This window comes from Sedimentibacter hydroxybenzoicus DSM 7310, assembly GCF_013403245.1.
Taxonomy (GTDB): Bacteria; Bacillota; Clostridia; order Tissierellales; family Sedimentibacteraceae; genus Sedimentibacter; species Sedimentibacter hydroxybenzoicus.
Map to the genome: position 1 here is coordinate 389,127 of NZ_JACBNQ010000002.1, position 15,280 is coordinate 404,406.

General features: G+C 32.3%; 22 protein-coding genes. 4 read left to right on the forward strand and 18 right to left on the reverse strand.

Annotation, left to right across the window (positions count from 1 at the left end; genetic code table 11):
• Positions 1-65 precede the first annotated feature (65 nt).
• The 3 genes from HZF24_RS04430 to HZF24_RS04440 all read left to right on the forward strand — a co-directional run bounded on the left by HZF24_RS04430 (position 66) and on the right by HZF24_RS04440 (position 3,513).
• Positions 66-1,319 carry a recombinase family protein gene (locus HZF24_RS04430; RefSeq protein WP_179237061.1) on the forward strand — a complete coding sequence of 418 codons (1,254 nt, stop codon included), beginning with the start codon at positions 66-68 and terminating at the stop codon, positions 1,317-1,319.
• A 305-nt stretch (positions 1,320-1,624) separates the two neighbouring features.
• Complete coding sequence (locus HZF24_RS04435; RefSeq protein ID WP_179237062.1) at positions 1,625-3,265, forward strand: ATP-dependent nuclease; 1,641 nt, start codon at positions 1,625-1,627, stop codon at positions 3,263-3,265.
• Entirely contained in the window at positions 3,262-3,513 is a 252-nt protein-coding gene (locus HZF24_RS04440) for a UvrD-helicase domain-containing protein (protein WP_179237063.1), read from the forward strand. Before HZF24_RS04435 ends, HZF24_RS04440 begins: the two co-directional genes overlap by 4 nt.
• A 137-nt stretch (positions 3,514-3,650) precedes the next feature.
• Here HZF24_RS04440 and HZF24_RS04445 read toward each other — a convergent pair whose 3' ends face one another.
• The 4 genes from HZF24_RS04445 to HZF24_RS04460 form a co-directional block, all read right to left on the reverse strand.
• Positions 3,651-4,076, reverse strand: a complete 426-nt coding sequence (locus HZF24_RS04445; protein WP_179237064.1) for a hypothetical protein — start codon at positions 4,074-4,076, stop codon at positions 3,651-3,653.
• A complete protein-coding gene (locus HZF24_RS04450; RefSeq protein WP_179237065.1) occupies positions 4,073-4,213 on the reverse strand; it encodes a hypothetical protein in 141 nt (46 codons plus the stop codon). Before HZF24_RS04450 ends, HZF24_RS04445 begins: the two co-directional genes overlap by 4 nt.
• Positions 4,203-4,502 (reverse strand): hypothetical protein, encoded by a 300-nt coding sequence (locus HZF24_RS04455; protein WP_179237066.1) that lies wholly within the window; start codon positions 4,500-4,502, stop codon positions 4,203-4,205. The genes HZF24_RS04450 and HZF24_RS04455 overlap by 11 nt, the downstream gene beginning before the upstream one ends.
• Before the next feature lie 119 nt (positions 4,503-4,621).
• Entirely contained in the window at positions 4,622-4,843 is a 222-nt protein-coding gene (locus tag HZF24_RS04460; RefSeq protein ID WP_179237067.1) for a helix-turn-helix domain-containing protein, read from the reverse strand.
• Between the two features lie 348 nt (positions 4,844-5,191).
• Here HZF24_RS04460 and HZF24_RS04465 point away from each other — a divergent pair, with 348 nt between their 5' ends.
• Positions 5,192-5,437 carry a hypothetical protein gene (locus HZF24_RS04465; protein ID WP_179237068.1) on the forward strand — a complete coding sequence of 82 codons (246 nt, stop codon included), beginning with the start codon at positions 5,192-5,194 and terminating at the stop codon, positions 5,435-5,437.
• Between the two features lie 49 nt (positions 5,438-5,486).
• On the opposite strand, the gene HZF24_RS04470 is transcribed toward HZF24_RS04465, so the two are convergent.
• From HZF24_RS04470 to HZF24_RS04535, 14 genes are all read right to left on the reverse strand, one after another.
• Positions 5,487-6,425 (reverse strand): Abi family protein, encoded by a 939-nt coding sequence (locus HZF24_RS04470; RefSeq protein ID WP_179237069.1) that lies wholly within the window; start codon positions 6,423-6,425, stop codon positions 5,487-5,489.
• A gap of 164 nt (positions 6,426-6,589) precedes the next feature.
• Positions 6,590-6,955 (reverse strand): hypothetical protein, encoded by a 366-nt coding sequence (locus HZF24_RS04475; RefSeq protein ID WP_179237070.1) that lies wholly within the window; start codon positions 6,953-6,955, stop codon positions 6,590-6,592.
• A 19-nt stretch (positions 6,956-6,974) separates the two neighbouring features.
• Positions 6,975-8,501 carry a hypothetical protein gene (locus tag HZF24_RS04480; protein ID WP_179237071.1) on the reverse strand — a complete coding sequence of 509 codons (1,527 nt, stop codon included), beginning with the start codon at positions 8,499-8,501 and terminating at the stop codon, positions 6,975-6,977.
• A 278-nt stretch (positions 8,502-8,779) separates the two neighbouring features.
• Positions 8,780-9,100 carry a hypothetical protein gene (locus tag HZF24_RS04485; RefSeq protein ID WP_179237072.1) on the reverse strand — a complete coding sequence of 107 codons (321 nt, stop codon included), beginning with the start codon at positions 9,098-9,100 and terminating at the stop codon, positions 8,780-8,782.
• A 28-nt stretch (positions 9,101-9,128) separates the two neighbouring features.
• The gene (locus tag HZF24_RS04490) at positions 9,129-9,680 is read right to left on the reverse strand and encodes a hypothetical protein (protein WP_179237073.1); all 552 of its coding nucleotides are present in this window, start codon (positions 9,678-9,680) and stop codon (positions 9,129-9,131) included.
• Between the two features lies 1 nt (position 9,681).
• Entirely contained in the window at positions 9,682-10,053 is a 372-nt protein-coding gene (locus HZF24_RS04495; RefSeq protein WP_179237074.1) for a hypothetical protein, read from the reverse strand.
• Between the two features lie 2 nt (positions 10,054-10,055).
• Entirely contained in the window at positions 10,056-10,571 is a 516-nt protein-coding gene (locus tag HZF24_RS04500; protein ID WP_179237075.1) for a hypothetical protein, read from the reverse strand.
• Positions 10,572-10,574: 3 nt separating this feature from the next.
• Complete coding sequence (locus HZF24_RS04505; protein WP_179237076.1) at positions 10,575-10,997, reverse strand: HK97-gp10 family putative phage morphogenesis protein; 423 nt, start codon at positions 10,995-10,997, stop codon at positions 10,575-10,577.
• The gene (locus HZF24_RS04510) at positions 10,997-11,290 is read right to left on the reverse strand and encodes a hypothetical protein (RefSeq protein WP_179237077.1); all 294 of its coding nucleotides are present in this window, start codon (positions 11,288-11,290) and stop codon (positions 10,997-10,999) included. Before HZF24_RS04510 ends, HZF24_RS04505 begins: the two co-directional genes overlap by 1 nt.
• 17 nt (positions 11,291-11,307) lie before the next feature.
• Positions 11,308-11,601: a phage head-tail connector protein gene (locus HZF24_RS04515; RefSeq protein ID WP_179237078.1), complete on the reverse strand. Its 294-nt coding sequence runs from the start codon at positions 11,599-11,601 to the stop codon at positions 11,308-11,310.
• 46 nt (positions 11,602-11,647) lie between these two features.
• A complete protein-coding gene (locus tag HZF24_RS04520) occupies positions 11,648-12,436 on the reverse strand; it encodes a hypothetical protein (protein ID WP_179237079.1) in 789 nt (262 codons plus the stop codon).
• Between the two features lie 23 nt (positions 12,437-12,459).
• A complete protein-coding gene (locus HZF24_RS04525; RefSeq protein WP_179237080.1) occupies positions 12,460-13,095 on the reverse strand; it encodes a DUF4355 domain-containing protein in 636 nt (211 codons plus the stop codon).
• Between the two features lie 96 nt (positions 13,096-13,191).
• Complete coding sequence (locus HZF24_RS04530) at positions 13,192-13,974, reverse strand: minor capsid protein (RefSeq protein ID WP_179237081.1); 783 nt, start codon at positions 13,972-13,974, stop codon at positions 13,192-13,194.
• Positions 13,961-15,277, reverse strand: a complete 1,317-nt coding sequence (locus tag HZF24_RS04535; RefSeq protein ID WP_179237082.1) for a phage portal protein — start codon at positions 15,275-15,277, stop codon at positions 13,961-13,963. The genes HZF24_RS04530 and HZF24_RS04535 overlap by 14 nt, the downstream gene beginning before the upstream one ends.
• Positions 15,278-15,280: the final 3 nt, after the last annotated feature.

The window sequence follows — 15,280 nt, forward strand, 5'->3', positions numbered from 1 at the left end:
GAGCGTAAAAGCAATTTTGCTTTTGCGTTCTTTTTCTTTTAAAAAATAACAAGGAGGATATTTTTATGAAGAAAATTATATTTATTCCAGCCAAGAACTTTTTGAGAAGTGGAGGAAAATTAAAGGTTGCTGCATATTGCAGGGTTAGTACAGAGAGAGAAACTCAGAAAAGTAGCATTGATACTCAAATTAAATATTATACTGAGTTAATTCAAACGAATCCAGAATGGGATTTTGCAGGTGTATTTTATGATTACGAAAGCGGTCTTAGAAAAGAGAAACGAAATGGCTTGGATTCTATGCTTAAGAAGGCATATCGTGGTGAAATTGATTATATCATTACCAAGTCTATCAGCAGATTGTCCAGGAATGTGTTAGATACACTAAATATTATCCGAAGTTTAAAAGCAAGAGGTATAAATATCTATTTTGAAAAGGAAAATTTAAATTCACTTGAAACAGAAAAAGAAATAGATATTGCGTTTAATGGGGTTTTAGCACAGGAGGAGAGCAGGAATTTAAGCGAAAACGTGCAATGGGGATACAAACGTAAATTTGAAAGAGGCGATGATTTTGTCGGTAAAATGCCTATGGGGTATAAGCATATTAATGATGAATGGATAATCATTTCAGAAGAAGCTGAAATTATAAGAAAAATCTATCAATTATATTTGGAAGGAAGCACGCTGCAACAAATAAAAGAGTATCTAGAAGAACATAAGATTAAAACCGCCACAGGGCAAGAAACATGGGCAACAGCAGTTATTCAAAAGATACTGAAGAACGAGAAATATAAGGGTGATTCTCTACTGCAAAAGACGTATACGGAAGATTTTATAACAGGTAAAAAAGGTAAGAATGATGGTCAAAGAGAGCGTTACTATATAACTAATAGCCATCCGGCTATTATTACGGCTGAAACATTTGATAAGGTTCAGGAAGAAATGGCAAAACGTGCAAGGCTGATTTGTAAAGAAGATGGCACAGTGGAATCCAGCACCAGCAAATATAATGGTAAATATCTTTTGGGAAATCTTCTTGTGTGTGGAGACTGCGGTGCTTCATACAGAAGAAGAACAGAAAGAGGTAAAGTTGTTTGGAGATGTGCAACGAGAATAGAAAAGGGTAAAGAAAGCTGTTCTGATTCCCCCACTATAGATGAAAAATGGATTCAAGATGTCTTAGGTGAAAAGATTTGTGAGAACGACGTTTATGTTGAAGAGTTCGTCAGAAATAAAGTTAATCGGATTTTCGTGTTTAGTAAAAATTTAGAAATCCATTGCAAAGATGAAAGCATGTTTAGCGTTAATCTCTTATAGAACAAAATATAAGATAGTAAGATGTTTGAATATCCTGTAAATTATTATCTAAAAACATAAGTATATGTTGAAAAATATTAGGAAAGGATATACAATTATGGTTATAACATCGTTAATATTGATATTGTTTTTTTGTGGTTACAAAATGCCAAATGTTAAAGGATGACTTCAAGATTGCAGGTATTTGGCAAGTTGCTTTCTTCTTGAGTAAGACCTCAATATATTCTAACAGTATATTTTTAACCGTTCAAGGCATTAAATTTATAGGATAATGTGATATAATTTTTTAGGAGAGGGATATACAGGTGATAGAAAAGATAAAAATTGAGAATTTCAAATGTATAGAGGGAAGTTTTGAGTTGAGTTTAAAACAGGGAATAAATATTCTTGTTGGAAATAATGAAGCAGGAAAATCTACTATTTTAGAAGCTATTCATATGGCTTTAAGTGGTATTTTTAGAGGGAGAACAGTAAAAGGAAATTTGACACAATATCTATTTAATTATAATGTTGTCAATAAGTATTTAGATGAAGTTAATAAAGGAAGTGCACCAGAAGCACCATATATTCTTATTGAATTATATATGAATGGTAGCATTCCAATGTTGGAGGGTGACAAATTTACTGATAAAAGCAGAACTGCAAGAACAAGCGGAATTGCTTTAAAAATCGCATTAGATGAAAAATATAGTGAGGAATACGAGTCGTTAATAAAAGCTGGTGAACTGGCAAGTTTACCGATAGAATACTATGATGTTGAGTGGTATGCCTTTTCTCGGAGAGATTTGACTTCTAGAAGTATTCCATTCAAATCATCATTTATTGATGTTGGATTCAGTAAGTTTCAAAATGGTTCGGATATATACATTTCAAGGATCATTCAAAATATATTGGAAACTGAAGAGAAAATAAAGGTAGCACAAGCCTACAGAAAAATAAAAGAAACTTTTTCTAATGACACTGCAATATCGAATATTAACTCAAAGATAACGGGGATATCAAAGTTAAGCAGTAAAGAAATTGAATTAACTGTAGATTTAGGGGCACGCTCTACTTGGGATGGTAGTCTTATAACGCAACTTGATAATATTCCTTTTGATTTTATTGGAAAGGGAGAACAATCTGTGGTGAAAATTGATTTAGCCTTATCAAATAAAAAGTCCGAATCTTCTTCAGTTATTCTTATTGAAGAACCGGAATGTCATATAAGCCATTCTAGACTAAATCAATTGCTAAAAAGTATCAAATCAAATTATGATGATAAGCAAATAATTATATCTACACATAGTAGTTTTGTTTCTAATAAATTAGGATTAGATAATTTGATACTTCTCAGTCAGCAAAAGACAATTCACTTCAATGAATTAAAATCCAAAGAATTTTTTGAGAAAATATCTGGATATGATACCTTACGGCTTATACTTTGCAAAAAGGCAATATTAGTTGAGGGCGATTCTGATGAATTGATAGTTCAACGTGCATACATGGATGCTCATAACGGGAGACTTCCCATTGAAGACAATGTTGAAGTAATATCTGTAGGAACATCTTTCTTACGATTTTTAGAAATTGCTGAACATTTAAATATTCCTGTAAGAGTCGTAACTGACAATGATGGAAGTATATCATCATTAGAAAAAAAATATAAAAACTATATAGGTGTAAATAAAAAAATAAATATAGACATATGTTATGACAACGTAGAACATACAGGAATACTGAAACTAGGAAAAGATGAAAAGCCATTCAACTATAATACTTTAGAACCTCTATTGTTAAAAGAAAACAGCTTAGTGTTTTTTAATTCAATATTTGGTATGGAATATCCTGATGAAAATGATTTGCATAAGTATATGAAAAACCATAAAACGGAGTGTGCGTTGAAGATTTTTTCGTCAAAGGAAAGTATTAAATATCCGGAATACATCAAGAAGGCAATACGATGAATAATAAATTATTAATTGCTTCTGCTGGTGCAGGAAAAACGACTTTGCTTGTGAAAAAAGCTCTTACTTGTTCAAATTCTGTTCTGATTACTACATTTACAGAAGAGAATGAAAGAGAGATACGAAAAAAATTTGCAAAACTAAATAATGGTGTAATTCCACATAATGTTACCATACCTATATTAAAAACAAACCCCTTGCAATTACTATGTTACAAGGGGTATTGTTGTTTTAAGACAACATTTTGACAACAATTCATATATGCTTTTTAATATCTTTTATTCTTCAGTTTGATTGTATCCGGCAATAAAAGCTTCTACCAAACAAATGAGTTCAATATCTTTTGAGTTCATTAATACGTCAAATATTTTTTTAACTCTTTCTTTCATGCTTGCACCTCTGAATCTAATTTTTTAATTATATTCCAGAAAACAGATAGGATTGTTTTTAAGGCTCTTACATTACTTTCATCAAATCCATTTGATTCATCTAAAGCTGTTTCCGCAAGCAAGATGAATGCATTTTTTACAACTTCTACGTTATCTTTATTAGCCAAGCTTTCTGTAAGGTCTCTAATTTTATCTAAAGAATCAATATCATCAATCTGTGAAATCTTATCCATGATATTAAGCCTAACTATTTGATTGCTCATAAATTCCTGTTCTTGTCCTGTATAAACTTCTTCATATGCATCAATCGCCATTTCAGAATTCACTTTTATAATCTGTTTTCTAATTTTTTTAAGACCTTCATTTGTAAAATCCTTGACTTCATATCGTTTTATATCATATCCTGCCTTTTCTGCAATCATTTGTTTTCCTCCTTTGGTTGTAAATTCAGTATGTAAATCAATACTAATTTTAATTGCCTTGAATTTAATTTTTCTATCCTCTGTATAATCTCATTTTTTAAATCAGTTTCTACTGTAGTATTATTCTCAACTTGCATTTTTACTTTTCTCCTTCCTCATCTTACTTTTAAATAAATACGAGTTAGCAAAAGCATTTATACATTTTAATAATTTCATGTCATTTGTACCCAAAATAGAATGTATTATATAGTACCTCTCACGTTCCGATTCGCTCGTTGTTGCAAATTCTTCATTTGTTCCATATATACGTCTAAATAAATTTGCTATATTATATATAACCCGCAATGCAACTACATCCTTACAGCTATTTACTTCGTCAATAATAGCCTGTCTTAGTTCTTTTTTATACTTTGGTAACTGAATCATAATATTTTCTCCTATCTTTTTTCTTGATAATTTGTTTTAGATAGGTTATAGTATTTTTAATATAACCTATCTCTTTCGGTAGGTATGCAGCTTTTACTTTGGTCGGTGGAGCTGCATTTTTATTTTTCCTTTAGCCATTCAATTACGCTTTCTTTCTCGATCCTAACATTTTTCCCTGCTTTAAAAGATTTAAGACTCCCATCATTAATGGCTCTTCTTATTGTCGATTCGCTAACCTTTATAAATTCGCACAGTTCTTTAATTGTTAAAATGTCAGGCATGTTTTCCAAGCCCATTTCATTCACCTCCCTTGTTTTTCTCTTGTATTCATATACTATCATATACATTCATTAGTTGTCAATATTTTTTTGCATCATTTGTAAAAAATAACATAACATACAAAATTTTAATGATATAATTAAATAATTTGACTCCGCAAAATTGCCGAGCCAAAAATAAATACATATGTATCGCCTCATTAACAAGGGGAACATTTTAAATGTTACCCCTCAACTTTGAGGAATAAAATACTTTCTCTCGCATGTGTAAACGATAATAGATCTCACTAAATATACTCATAGAGTTTTATATTAGAAAGTGGATTATATTCTCTAAAAACCATTTAATGAGCCGACAATATAAAACAAACTTGCTAACTCAAATCGTATATAATAAAAACAATATATACTTTGGAGGATTACCATGCAAAAATACAAACAAAAAGAAAGAAATATAATAATCACGTATTCGGACAAGCCCGCCCCGGTCGATATGCCTATACATTTTGTGAATTTTTTCAAGGACTTACGTCGGGTGGTAGAAGCGAGAGAAGAAAGAGAAAGGAGGGAGCAGGAAGCGCAGAAGCAACTATAGATAAGTGCAAAATTGCACTTATCGAAATAAGAGACAAATCAACAATACATCTCAAAAAATAAAAATCGGGAACGAGTTACACCCATTCCCTACAAAAAAGTTTTACTTTTTCTAATTGATATTATCATTATATGCGATAGAGTATAAATTGTCAATGACTTCTTTGCAGAAATTATAAGCGGTCTTTATTGCCTCATTATCTTTGAAATATTCGCTATTTCTCATCATCCTTACATTAAATAGCTCTCTTAGCTCTGTATATCTCGCAAGCTTTATCTTCTCACTATTTACAACATTGTCAAAAACATACAATGTCGTAATGAAGTCATTTATAATTCTGTTACTCAATTTTGAATCTATCATAGTATTTCCAAATTTGGTGTTATTTTTGGCAAACTTTCTTATTTTCTCATAAGGTTTAATCCCTGATTTATCCTTATATAATTGATTAATTAAACAATTGCTATGAGCTGCAGCATTCCTTAAATTTTTAACTCTAAACAGTAAAGGGCATATTCTAAAACTGCCATACGTGTCATCGTATAATTTATATAAAAATACTAAGTTTCCAAAGGAGATAAGTTCTATTAACACCCATATTGGAATATCTTTCTTCGAATAAGCATCTATTAAATCCCCACAGTATGAATTTGATTTATGTTTTATTATATCTGGTAATATATTATCATATTTATCTAAAAATATTTTAGTTATATTGTATCCATCTTCATCAGGATTATCTTCAATATTTCTCACAAGATTTACTTTTAATGAATGTTCAATATCTAAGCACATTTTTATAACTAAATATCTTAGATACATATCTATAGTTGAAAGTTCTTGTAAATACGCAAATTCTAACGAAATATATTTATTGTTTCCGTCAGGATAAATCCTTTTTTCATAATTCTTTCTGTAAGCTGATAATTTAAAATAGTAATTATGCTCAGCTAAAAAATGTTTAGCATTTTCTTCATCAACTATATTGAATTTTATACCATTCTTTTTCATTATAGTAATTAATTCATCTGGAGTTTTTAGCTCTTTCAATTTATCAGCTCCTGCATGTAATATTTATACTATATTACAACAAAATAAGACTAAAAGCAACATCACTTTAGCGAAATCAAAGAATACAAATTGGTTAATCCGGAAATTAATTATAAAGATATAGAACTAAAATAGGTGTATAACAAAACGCTATACACCTATTTTTATTTTTCCATACACTCAAAAGTTACATTTCTCCAAACACCATTATATAAAACTCTTGTGAAAAAATCTTGAATGCTTTCAGGAGTTCTGCAATTTATAGTGTTGACGCCTAAAATTGGATCTTCATAAGTCAAAGTATATTCCTTACCCTGTACCAAGCTAAGCATAAACGATATTTCTTCCTGTGTCATCATGTCATACCTTATGTTCACTGTTCTAATTTCTTTTCTTATCCATTGAATGTGTGTTATTCCATCGTCTGTCCTAAATTCATTTTTTATGCTCCCAATTTCGACATGTGTACCACTATCAGGGTCATAAATAGGTTGACCGTTTATTTCCCATATACTTGATAATTCCCTCATATTATAATATCTCCTATATCTAAATCGGACTTTCTCCGTATATTATAGTTCTATCTCTTACACCATCAATTACTGTATCTGTTAAATCATCTTTATCAATAACAGCCGTCATATTTTTATCTATTAATGTTCTTTCTAAACTCTGTATCGCTTCAATAATTGAGATAAATCCCTTCTCGTTAGCCCCGGGATAAGCTCTATTTTCATCTGCTGTCAATACTCTTTCGCCTTGGTGTAGCTGTGCGATGTACCCGTCAAATGGTACATAACTTAAGCCGTTCGCGTGGCTGCCGTCATAATCCCTGCCGCTCTTCCACGTTGTTTTTTTGTCTTTAGCTTCTGTATTATTCCAACTCTTTAGCCATTCAATGGCTGCTTGGATTGCACTTACAATACCCCAGAATATATCCGTCAATGTTTTAACTGCGGTTCCTATTGCTCCAAATGTTTTTTCAACAACTCCTTGAGCACTCGGAAAGTTATCGCCGATATATTTAACTATTTTACTTAATATCGATAGAATTGCATCTAAAACAGGTGATAAAACCTTGTCCCATATGAATTTGATTGCATCAAATACTGTACTAAATATAATTGATATTGTGGGCCAGTTTTCTTGTACAAAACCAAAAACCCCCGTAAGCATATCAAATAGTATAGATAAAACAGGGCTTAATACATTTTCCCATACCCACTTAATTCCTTCAAATATTTCCGTTACGGTAGTTTCAATTACAGGCATATTGCTTTCAATCCAACTTGTTACATTTTGAACTACACCTAAAAATATCTCAAGCACCGGCTCCCCAATAGTAGCATAAAACCTTTCAAATGTTGCTCTTAGGTTACCCATAACATTTTCATATGCACCCGCTTCCCTTGAAGCTTGTCCCATTGCTCCATTCATTTCGTAGGTTTTTTCAACTGTATCAAGTAATAACCATTGCCGCTCACTTTCGGTTAAATCCGCCCAACTCTTGCCATACATTTCATTGGCTTTAACATCCATTTGTTTTGCGTTAGTAAATACGCCTATTGCATCACCGGCAGCAAAATTTCCTTTCATGAAGCTTGCTAATGATGCAGTTGAATCCTCTAAAGACCTATCATAAAAGGCGGCGCTATCTGCTGCCAATCTCGTTGCTTTATCAACTGCATCAAGTGCCTGCTCACCTTCCATACCAGCACCTTTGATTTGTCCACCAAATTTATTCCAGCTATCCGTCAGTCTGTCAGCATTGATTCCTAAATCCTCTACTTGTGCATTAATCCTTTCTACAGCATTAATATTTTCGTCACCTTTAAATACTTGGTCAAACTGTGCTTCCATTGCTTGTAAATTTGCACTTGCTTCTACTGCCTTTTTGCCAAAATTAACAATAGCGTTGACACTAAAAGCAGCTACTACACCCTTAGCTATATTTGACATTGTTTTATTAATTTTGCTTTCCTGTTGCTGGACAGTATCTCCGAATGATGTAAGTTCCTTTTTGGCATCATTAGCACCGGTATCTATCGTTATCTTTAAAGTACCTAAATCTATCATTTAGTCACTTCCTTTTAAAAAATGTTCTCTCAGCTTCTCTCTATCTGGTTCTGTCTGCTCCAATATCCATGCATTATTTAGATACTCTTGCCCTGTTTCTGTCTGACTAAGTTTGTAAATATAGGCATCATGCAAATACAGTTTATATACTGCAACTTCTAAATTATCAATTTCATTAAAGTTGAGCCCCGTATATTCACTTATGAGTTTGTATTCAAATGTATAAACATCGTATTTATGCCCCTGTTTTTTATTATCTTGAGGATAATAGGGGCAGTTTAGTTTTTTAAACTATTTAATGAATTGGTTGTCCACTTTTGGAATTCTATAACCAAATGCATTGCAACATTAACACTAATCATACCCTCAAGCTCTTCTTTTGTAAGTGTTATATCGTTTATATTTCTGTTAAATGCCCTTACTAAAAAGTTATATATTATATTAAATGCGGTATCTTCTTCACCGTTAGCCTTTGCCAATTTTGCTGTTTCTAATAATTTGTCGTATAGTTCTTTTGTAGGCTGCTTTACATTTAAAATTCTTCCATCTGGTAAAGTTAAATCAAATGTAATTGCGCTAATTGTTCTTAAATCTATCATTTGTTTATTCTCCTTCTTAGACGAGTAATTAATCTTCTATATTTGGTATATCTTCTTCATAAATTATTAAAGTTCCTGTTGTATCGTGCGGTACTGCAGCAAATTCAGCGTTTATTACCGTCTCGCCCTCTTTTGCGAATGCAAGAGTAAATCCTGTGTTGTTACTTCCGATTATCGTAACCCTTATATTTCCGTCTTGTTCATCTTCATGCAAAAACCTAATAACATATTTCTTATCATTATAATTAGCCATACCACCGATTTTTAGAGTTCTTTTACCTGAACCCTCTGTTATCTTTCCTGTTGCAATTAACTTGTTTAGTGTTTTTCCGTTCCATGTCATAATTCCGCTCGTCAAAGTAGATGTTTCGTTTGTTAATATTTTCTTGGATCTTAATCCTAAATCGTCTTTGGCTTCATAAAACGTTGGAGTATATGCTAAACTTGCACCACCTTTAATAAGCCCTAACAAGTTTGTTTCTATCTCTAAATCTGTATCTGCTGGGATATTTTCACCATCCCACTCTGACATATATAATTTCCCACTACCTAATACTATTTTTTCTTTATCAGTTGCCATATTATCTAATCCTTTCTTTGTAAGTTATTATAAAAATTCCTGTTTCGTGATATGTTTGCGTTTCGTTGTTTTTCATACTTACGCCGCCATTTCTAACTACTGATAAAATATCACCGGTTAGTTTATTATCGCCTATTGTCAATAATGTTTTTTCGGTTTCAGTAATTGCGTTAATTGAGTTTTGATAGCTATCACATATTGCTGTCATTTCTAACCTGATTTGAGCTTTTACGCCATCACTTGTCAGTTTAGTCGCTTTATAATACATATTATTAACATCAAATACACCAAATGCAGATATCTTTTGCACCAGAGCCTTTAAAGCCGTGTTTGCGTTAAGTTTATTCAATATTTGAATCAATACATCATACATAGCTATTTTATTCTCCTTGGCTTTTTATTCGGCTTAAGATTGTTTCTCCGTCTCCATCCTCTAATACCATCAGCTGTTAATCCTTCAACCTCTGCGATTTCTTTATCTGCAAATCCTTGATTATATAGAATCATCCTTTGGCTATACAAAGCTATCATTTCGGAATTAATTTTTTCATTAAATTTAAGATTATTATTATTCCTCCATGAGCATATTATTGAACATTTAACTCCTTGTATCTTTGCGATTTCTCGGTCAGTAAGTCCTTGATTGTACAATGCCATTCTTTCGGCAGCCTCTTCTTTGCCCAATTTTTTATATGGTTTTCTTTCAGGCTTTTTTTTAGGTCCTAAAATTTCTTTTATAAGTTTATTCATACCTTCAGGAGTTTTATGCTCTTCTGGTAGGTCTTCATCAAGTTCTAACCATTCCTTTAACTCATTTTCTTCGACTTCGCCATCTTCGGCAATAATATTTCTGTATTGATTTATGATATCTCGAAATTTTGCATTCGTCATAAATTAATCACCCTTATTCTGACGGTTTAATAAATTTTCAAACGGTTTTGTAAGCTTATCCATGTTTTTATCAATTGCATCCCGTAAAAATGGTTGTGGCTTTTGACCCTTTGTTGTATGCCATTCCCCTTTTGCATCCTGATATCTCCATGGAACTTCTTTTCTTCCATCACCTTCAGCAGCATATAATCCTGTTCCTTGATGTATATATGGCGCATATTCCAGGTTAGAGCCTATCGAAACCTTGTCTAGTTCATCTGATACTTGATGCGTTATACTTGCTCTAAGCTGACCATCATCATGAGGGCAATTTGCTTTCGCTTCATTTTCTATTAGTTGTCCCACCGCTTCAAGACCTTGTTGTAATGCTTCAGGTAACAATTTATCAACTACTTCTTTTATGTTTAGATATACTTCACCTGCCATTATAAATACACCTCTTTTAAGCTTAATATGGTCCGTCTGCCTCCCTGATTAATACCTTCAATGCTGAATACGTGACCGTTACCGTCTAAACGATATTGTTCTGTCATGTCAAATTCTTTATACATTGTAATGCCAGCCGGGACGGTTATTTTATAAAAAATACCATCTTCGATTTTTGTGGATGTGGCATAATTTACACTTATATCTATTGTTTTTATAGGAATATATTCATCTATAGGCGTTCCCAAATCATCATATATTTTAGATTGCCTTTTTAATAAATAAGGTTTCATATTACTGTTAATGCTCACTATCTCATCACAACCCTCTTGGTGTATTTATTTAATCGACTTGTTATACTGTGAGGATATTCATTTAAATAATTTTCACTTGCGCCACCCATATTTACACTTGATAGTCCTTCGTTACCCGCTTTATTCAGCTTCACAATTACCATTTCAACTAAAACATTATCAAGTTCTTCCGAATATTCATTAAGCTTACATATATCTTTTATTTCATCTTTTACCATATCAATATAAACACTTATCTTTGCATCATCCTTATACTCTGATATAGCTTTTATTTTTTCTAAAGGCGTCATTTCAAAACCTCCCATTCAATACGTTTAAGGGGCATTTCTGCCCCAATTATGCTGCCTTAGTTAATTTAACAACTTTCGTTTCATCAGTTAGAGCTACAACATTGCATCTTCTGTTAAATATTACATTTTTTCTAAGGTTTGCATCTCTTTCCTGCTCTGTCTCAATTTCCTTTTTAGTAAACACTGTAACAGCTTCTTTGGTTGCCATAAATGCAGTATCCACAGGAACAGCTTTTGAAGTGTAAACAGGAACATTATTAATACTTCCTATGTATCCGGTTCTTACAAAGCCCTCAATATATTTTAAATCATCTTTCAAATTTTTCCTGAGTTGTGCCTTTTGTGCCGGGTTGATTAAAAGGAATAGCCCTTCTTCATTTTCTCCAAACATTGCCGTTGCATCAACTACTGTATCAAAGCTAATTCCTAATGCAGGGTATTCCATTTCCTGAGTTGTTTCTTCTAATTCCGCATAAAATTTTGATGTTAGGTCATTAACCATATTTGCAGACATTTTTTCAAGTCCTACGTTTACTAAGTTGGGGTCTTTCATTTCTTCCTCATCAAAGTATGGGAATCTGCCTTGACAATATTTAACTGTGTAATCAACTGGTGTAAAACTTACTCCTACATCATCTGCAGATTGGTTTCCTTCACCTTGTGCAACATCTCTTACTGCTCCCGTTGCAGTATATTTATGAACTGTTTTAGTCATTCCTGCTTCTTGTGTTAAGCTTGTGTCATGTGTATAAAACGGTGATAGTTCTAACATTGTATCCATAAAATTTGCTACTTTATTTTCAATTACTGCGTTATCATAAATTGTATGTGCCATTTATTTTTACCTTTCCTTTTCTATTATTTTATTAATTGCATATATAGTTCTTTGTTGGTGTTGTATAACTCCTGTTGTTGATTTAATGTCATTTTTTTAAATACTTCTTTTGTGATTTCACCGCTGGGTAATGTAACATCTTTCTTAGGAGTTGTACTTTTTAATCTACGGTTTACTTCTTCTTCAACCGATTTTTTAAATGCTTTTTCTATTTTGTCAATATTTGCTTTCATTGTTTCAGCATCTTCAGCTACTACAAAATCGGCAAGTGTAACATCAATATTTCTTTCAGCTAAAATCTTCATACATTCAGACTTATTCTGCTGCATTGTAAAGTTTCTCTGCATATCTTCAAGTTGTTTCTGTTGCTGTTCCAACTGATATTTTGCTTTTTCCTCTGCGTTCATATTAGCAAGTTTAACCGCTTCTTCCTGTTTCTTAGTAAACTTAGCTTCAAACTGTTCATACATCTTACTGATCATTCTATCCATGTCAGCTTGGGTAAATGTCGTTTGCTGTTGTTCTTGCTCTTTTGTTTCTTTTTTTATTTCTTGCTCGCCATCAGCACCGCCATTATTTTTATTTTCTTCTGCGCCACCGTCAGCAAAATGTTGTAAATTTAATGGTAACATAAATCTTTTATTAATTTCCTTTGTCATTTTTATCTCCTTTCACGCACCCATTGATGAGCGCCCGAATTATTTTTAAATTTAATAGCACGGTTCTTTATTGTCTACCCCACTTGAAAGACATATTTATTTAAATAAACTTTCATCAAGTACAGGGATAAACGTACACCTGCATCTCGGGTGAGCTACTCCTGGAGCCTCGTTAATATCAAATAACTTTCCATCCATTGCAGAGCATTCATCGCATAATCTGTCATCATCCCCAGTAAGCCATCTGACTTGCGTATATCCTCTGTCTTTATAAGCTTGTCTTTGTCCATCATTTAAGGCTCTTTGAACCTCAGTTCTAACTATTCTATCAGCATCATTAAAGCCTGCTCCCATACATCTCCTTATATCTTTCACTGCTTCATCTTTGCTATTTCCTACGATTACACTGTCAATAACACTTTTTTCTAACTGTGCTCTTAACTTACTTTTGTTATCCCATATTCTATTTGAAAAGTTAGCACCTTTAAAATTTGCATAAACAATTTGTTTTGCTGTGTGTTCATCTAACAGAGACCAAATAACATCAGCTCCAAAATGCTCCATGGTTTCTTTATGTACTTGCTTATATGTTGATAATAAATTATTGGCAATTTCCTTTTCCTCAATCTTACCTAATTTAATTATTTGCTTATTAATTAAATCTTGTAATTTCTTATAGCGATTTTGTTGGTATAGCATATTAGGTATCACTTTTTCACCTGACGCCAATATATCTAAATACAAGTCTGTTAATTGTGAATTGATGTCTTGTTCAGCTTGTCTATAAACTTTCGTCAAACGACGTTTCAAGGCTTGTACGTGTTCGTTATAAATCTTATCTTGGATTCTTACTTGCCAATAGTTTTTATTGTTGCTCATCTTCAGTCACTTCCAAATGTTCAAATAGACCCGCATAGCTATTTAATGATTGCTCGTCTTTTAACTTCTGTACTTCTTCGTTCGCATTTTTTACAAATGGTAATTGACTAATTAATGTTTCACTGCTCAACAATCCCCTTAAGCTGTTTACCATATCAGCAATTTCCTTTTCATTTTGAGGTATGTTTCTTTTGAAGATTATTCCTATATCTTGTAATGCTGTTCCAACTTTCAAATTTAAGATATTACTTATAAGCCATAATCTATTTTGCAGCCCTCTTTTAAACTTTCGTTCTTTAATAGCGCATACACTTTCAAGTCCTAATAATTTATATCTCATAGCCACACCAGAAACATTATTCGCAAAATTTTCATCACTCATATTGGGTACTCTGCTAAACTTATGAACATCATCAACAATTCTGTTTTTAGCATTTTCTAATTCTGTATCCATGGCGTTTTTAGTCAAGAACGAAACTATTCCACCTTCCGGAATTTCTAACAATCTTTCTTCTTTCATTGTCTGTATGTCTTCCGGTAGTGTAGCCCCTGTAAATACCATGTAGCAATCGTTGTAATAATCAAATGCATTTGCCATATCAGATTCTAATGTGTCATAAAAATCTATTAAATCAATGACTAATTCAAAATCTCCCAGCATATCATCATTATTCTTAAAAATGGATATCGGTACTAATTCAAAACTATGTTGTGTTTCATTAATGAACTCAAGTGCGCAACTGTCCATCTTCTTATAACTCTTAATACTTAAATCACTATATAAGTCAATAGTCATGGTCGTTTTATTGTCTAATATATTTGTTGTTTCATTAAAACGAATTACATGTAACAAATTGCTATTAACGGAATCATCGTAAATACAGATGGTATTTAAAGGACTTAACTTTGTAAAACGCAAGTCTGCATTTTCATCTAAGTATGCTAACTCATAAGCTACACCGTAAATGCTGCAGTCTCTTGCAAGTTGACTATTGAGGTCTTGTTCATCGTTATCGTCAAAGATTTCTTGTAACAATTTTAAATCTTTATCATTCCCTGAATAACTTACCGGAACACCTATAAAAAAGGCAGTCATAGAATCGGTTATATAATTGCCCCAGGAGTGAGCAATTTTATTGTTAGGCTTTGTGGCATCTTTAAACGTTCTTTGCTTGATGTTATTTTCGTTCTTATAGTATTGTTCTAACTTTTTCAGTCGTGGCAGATAAGACGTTTTAAAGACCTCTATAAATTTAATTATGTGTTCAGTTGTCAATTCTGTATTTTTATCTATGTAAAACACTTC

Excerpts from the sequence above, each read along its gene's own strand:
- HZF24_RS04460 (WP_179237067.1), bottom strand. The coding sequence starts at position 4,843 with ATGATAGTATATGAATACAAGAGAAAAACAAGGGAGGTGAATGAAATG.
- HZF24_RS04485 (WP_179237072.1), bottom strand. The coding sequence starts at position 9,100 with ATGATAGATTTAAGAACAATTAGCGCAATTACATTTGATTTAACTTTA.
- HZF24_RS04475 (WP_179237070.1), bottom strand. The coding sequence starts at position 6,955 with ATGAGGGAATTATCAAGTATATGGGAAATAAACGGTCAACCTATTTAT.
- HZF24_RS04450 (WP_179237065.1), bottom strand. The coding sequence starts at position 4,213 with ATGCAAGTTGAGAATAATACTACAGTAGAAACTGATTTAAAAAATGAG.
- HZF24_RS04455 (WP_179237066.1), bottom strand. The coding sequence starts at position 4,502 with ATGATTCAGTTACCAAAGTATAAAAAAGAACTAAGACAGGCTATTATT.
- HZF24_RS04480 (WP_179237071.1), bottom strand. The coding sequence starts at position 8,501 with ATGATAGATTTAGGTACTTTAAAGATAACGATAGATACCGGTGCTAAT.
- HZF24_RS04520 (WP_179237079.1), bottom strand. The coding sequence starts at position 12,436 with ATGGCACATACAATTTATGATAACGCAGTAATTGAAAATAAAGTAGCA.
- HZF24_RS04430 (WP_179237061.1), top strand. The coding sequence starts at position 66 with ATGAAGAAAATTATATTTATTCCAGCCAAGAACTTTTTGAGAAGTGGA.
- HZF24_RS04500 (WP_179237075.1), bottom strand. The coding sequence starts at position 10,571 with ATGACGAATGCAAAATTTCGAGATATCATAAATCAATACAGAAATATT.
- HZF24_RS04525 (WP_179237080.1), bottom strand. The coding sequence starts at position 13,095 with ATGACAAAGGAAATTAATAAAAGATTTATGTTACCATTAAATTTACAA.
- HZF24_RS04510 (WP_179237077.1), bottom strand. The coding sequence starts at position 11,290 with ATGAAACCTTATTTATTAAAAAGGCAATCTAAAATATATGATGATTTG.
- HZF24_RS04530 (WP_179237081.1), bottom strand. The coding sequence starts at position 13,974 with ATGAGCAACAATAAAAACTATTGGCAAGTAAGAATCCAAGATAAGATT.
- HZF24_RS04490 (WP_179237073.1), bottom strand. The coding sequence starts at position 9,680 with ATGGCAACTGATAAAGAAAAAATAGTATTAGGTAGTGGGAAATTATAT.
- HZF24_RS04505 (WP_179237076.1), bottom strand. The coding sequence starts at position 10,997 with ATGGCAGGTGAAGTATATCTAAACATAAAAGAAGTAGTTGATAAATTG.
- HZF24_RS04515 (WP_179237078.1), bottom strand. The coding sequence starts at position 11,601 with ATGACGCCTTTAGAAAAAATAAAAGCTATATCAGAGTATAAGGATGAT.
- HZF24_RS04440 (WP_179237063.1), top strand. The coding sequence starts at position 3,262 with ATGAATAATAAATTATTAATTGCTTCTGCTGGTGCAGGAAAAACGACT.
- HZF24_RS04445 (WP_179237064.1), bottom strand. The coding sequence starts at position 4,076 with ATGATTGCAGAAAAGGCAGGATATGATATAAAACGATATGAAGTCAAG.
- HZF24_RS04495 (WP_179237074.1), bottom strand. The coding sequence starts at position 10,053 with ATGTATGATGTATTGATTCAAATATTGAATAAACTTAACGCAAACACG.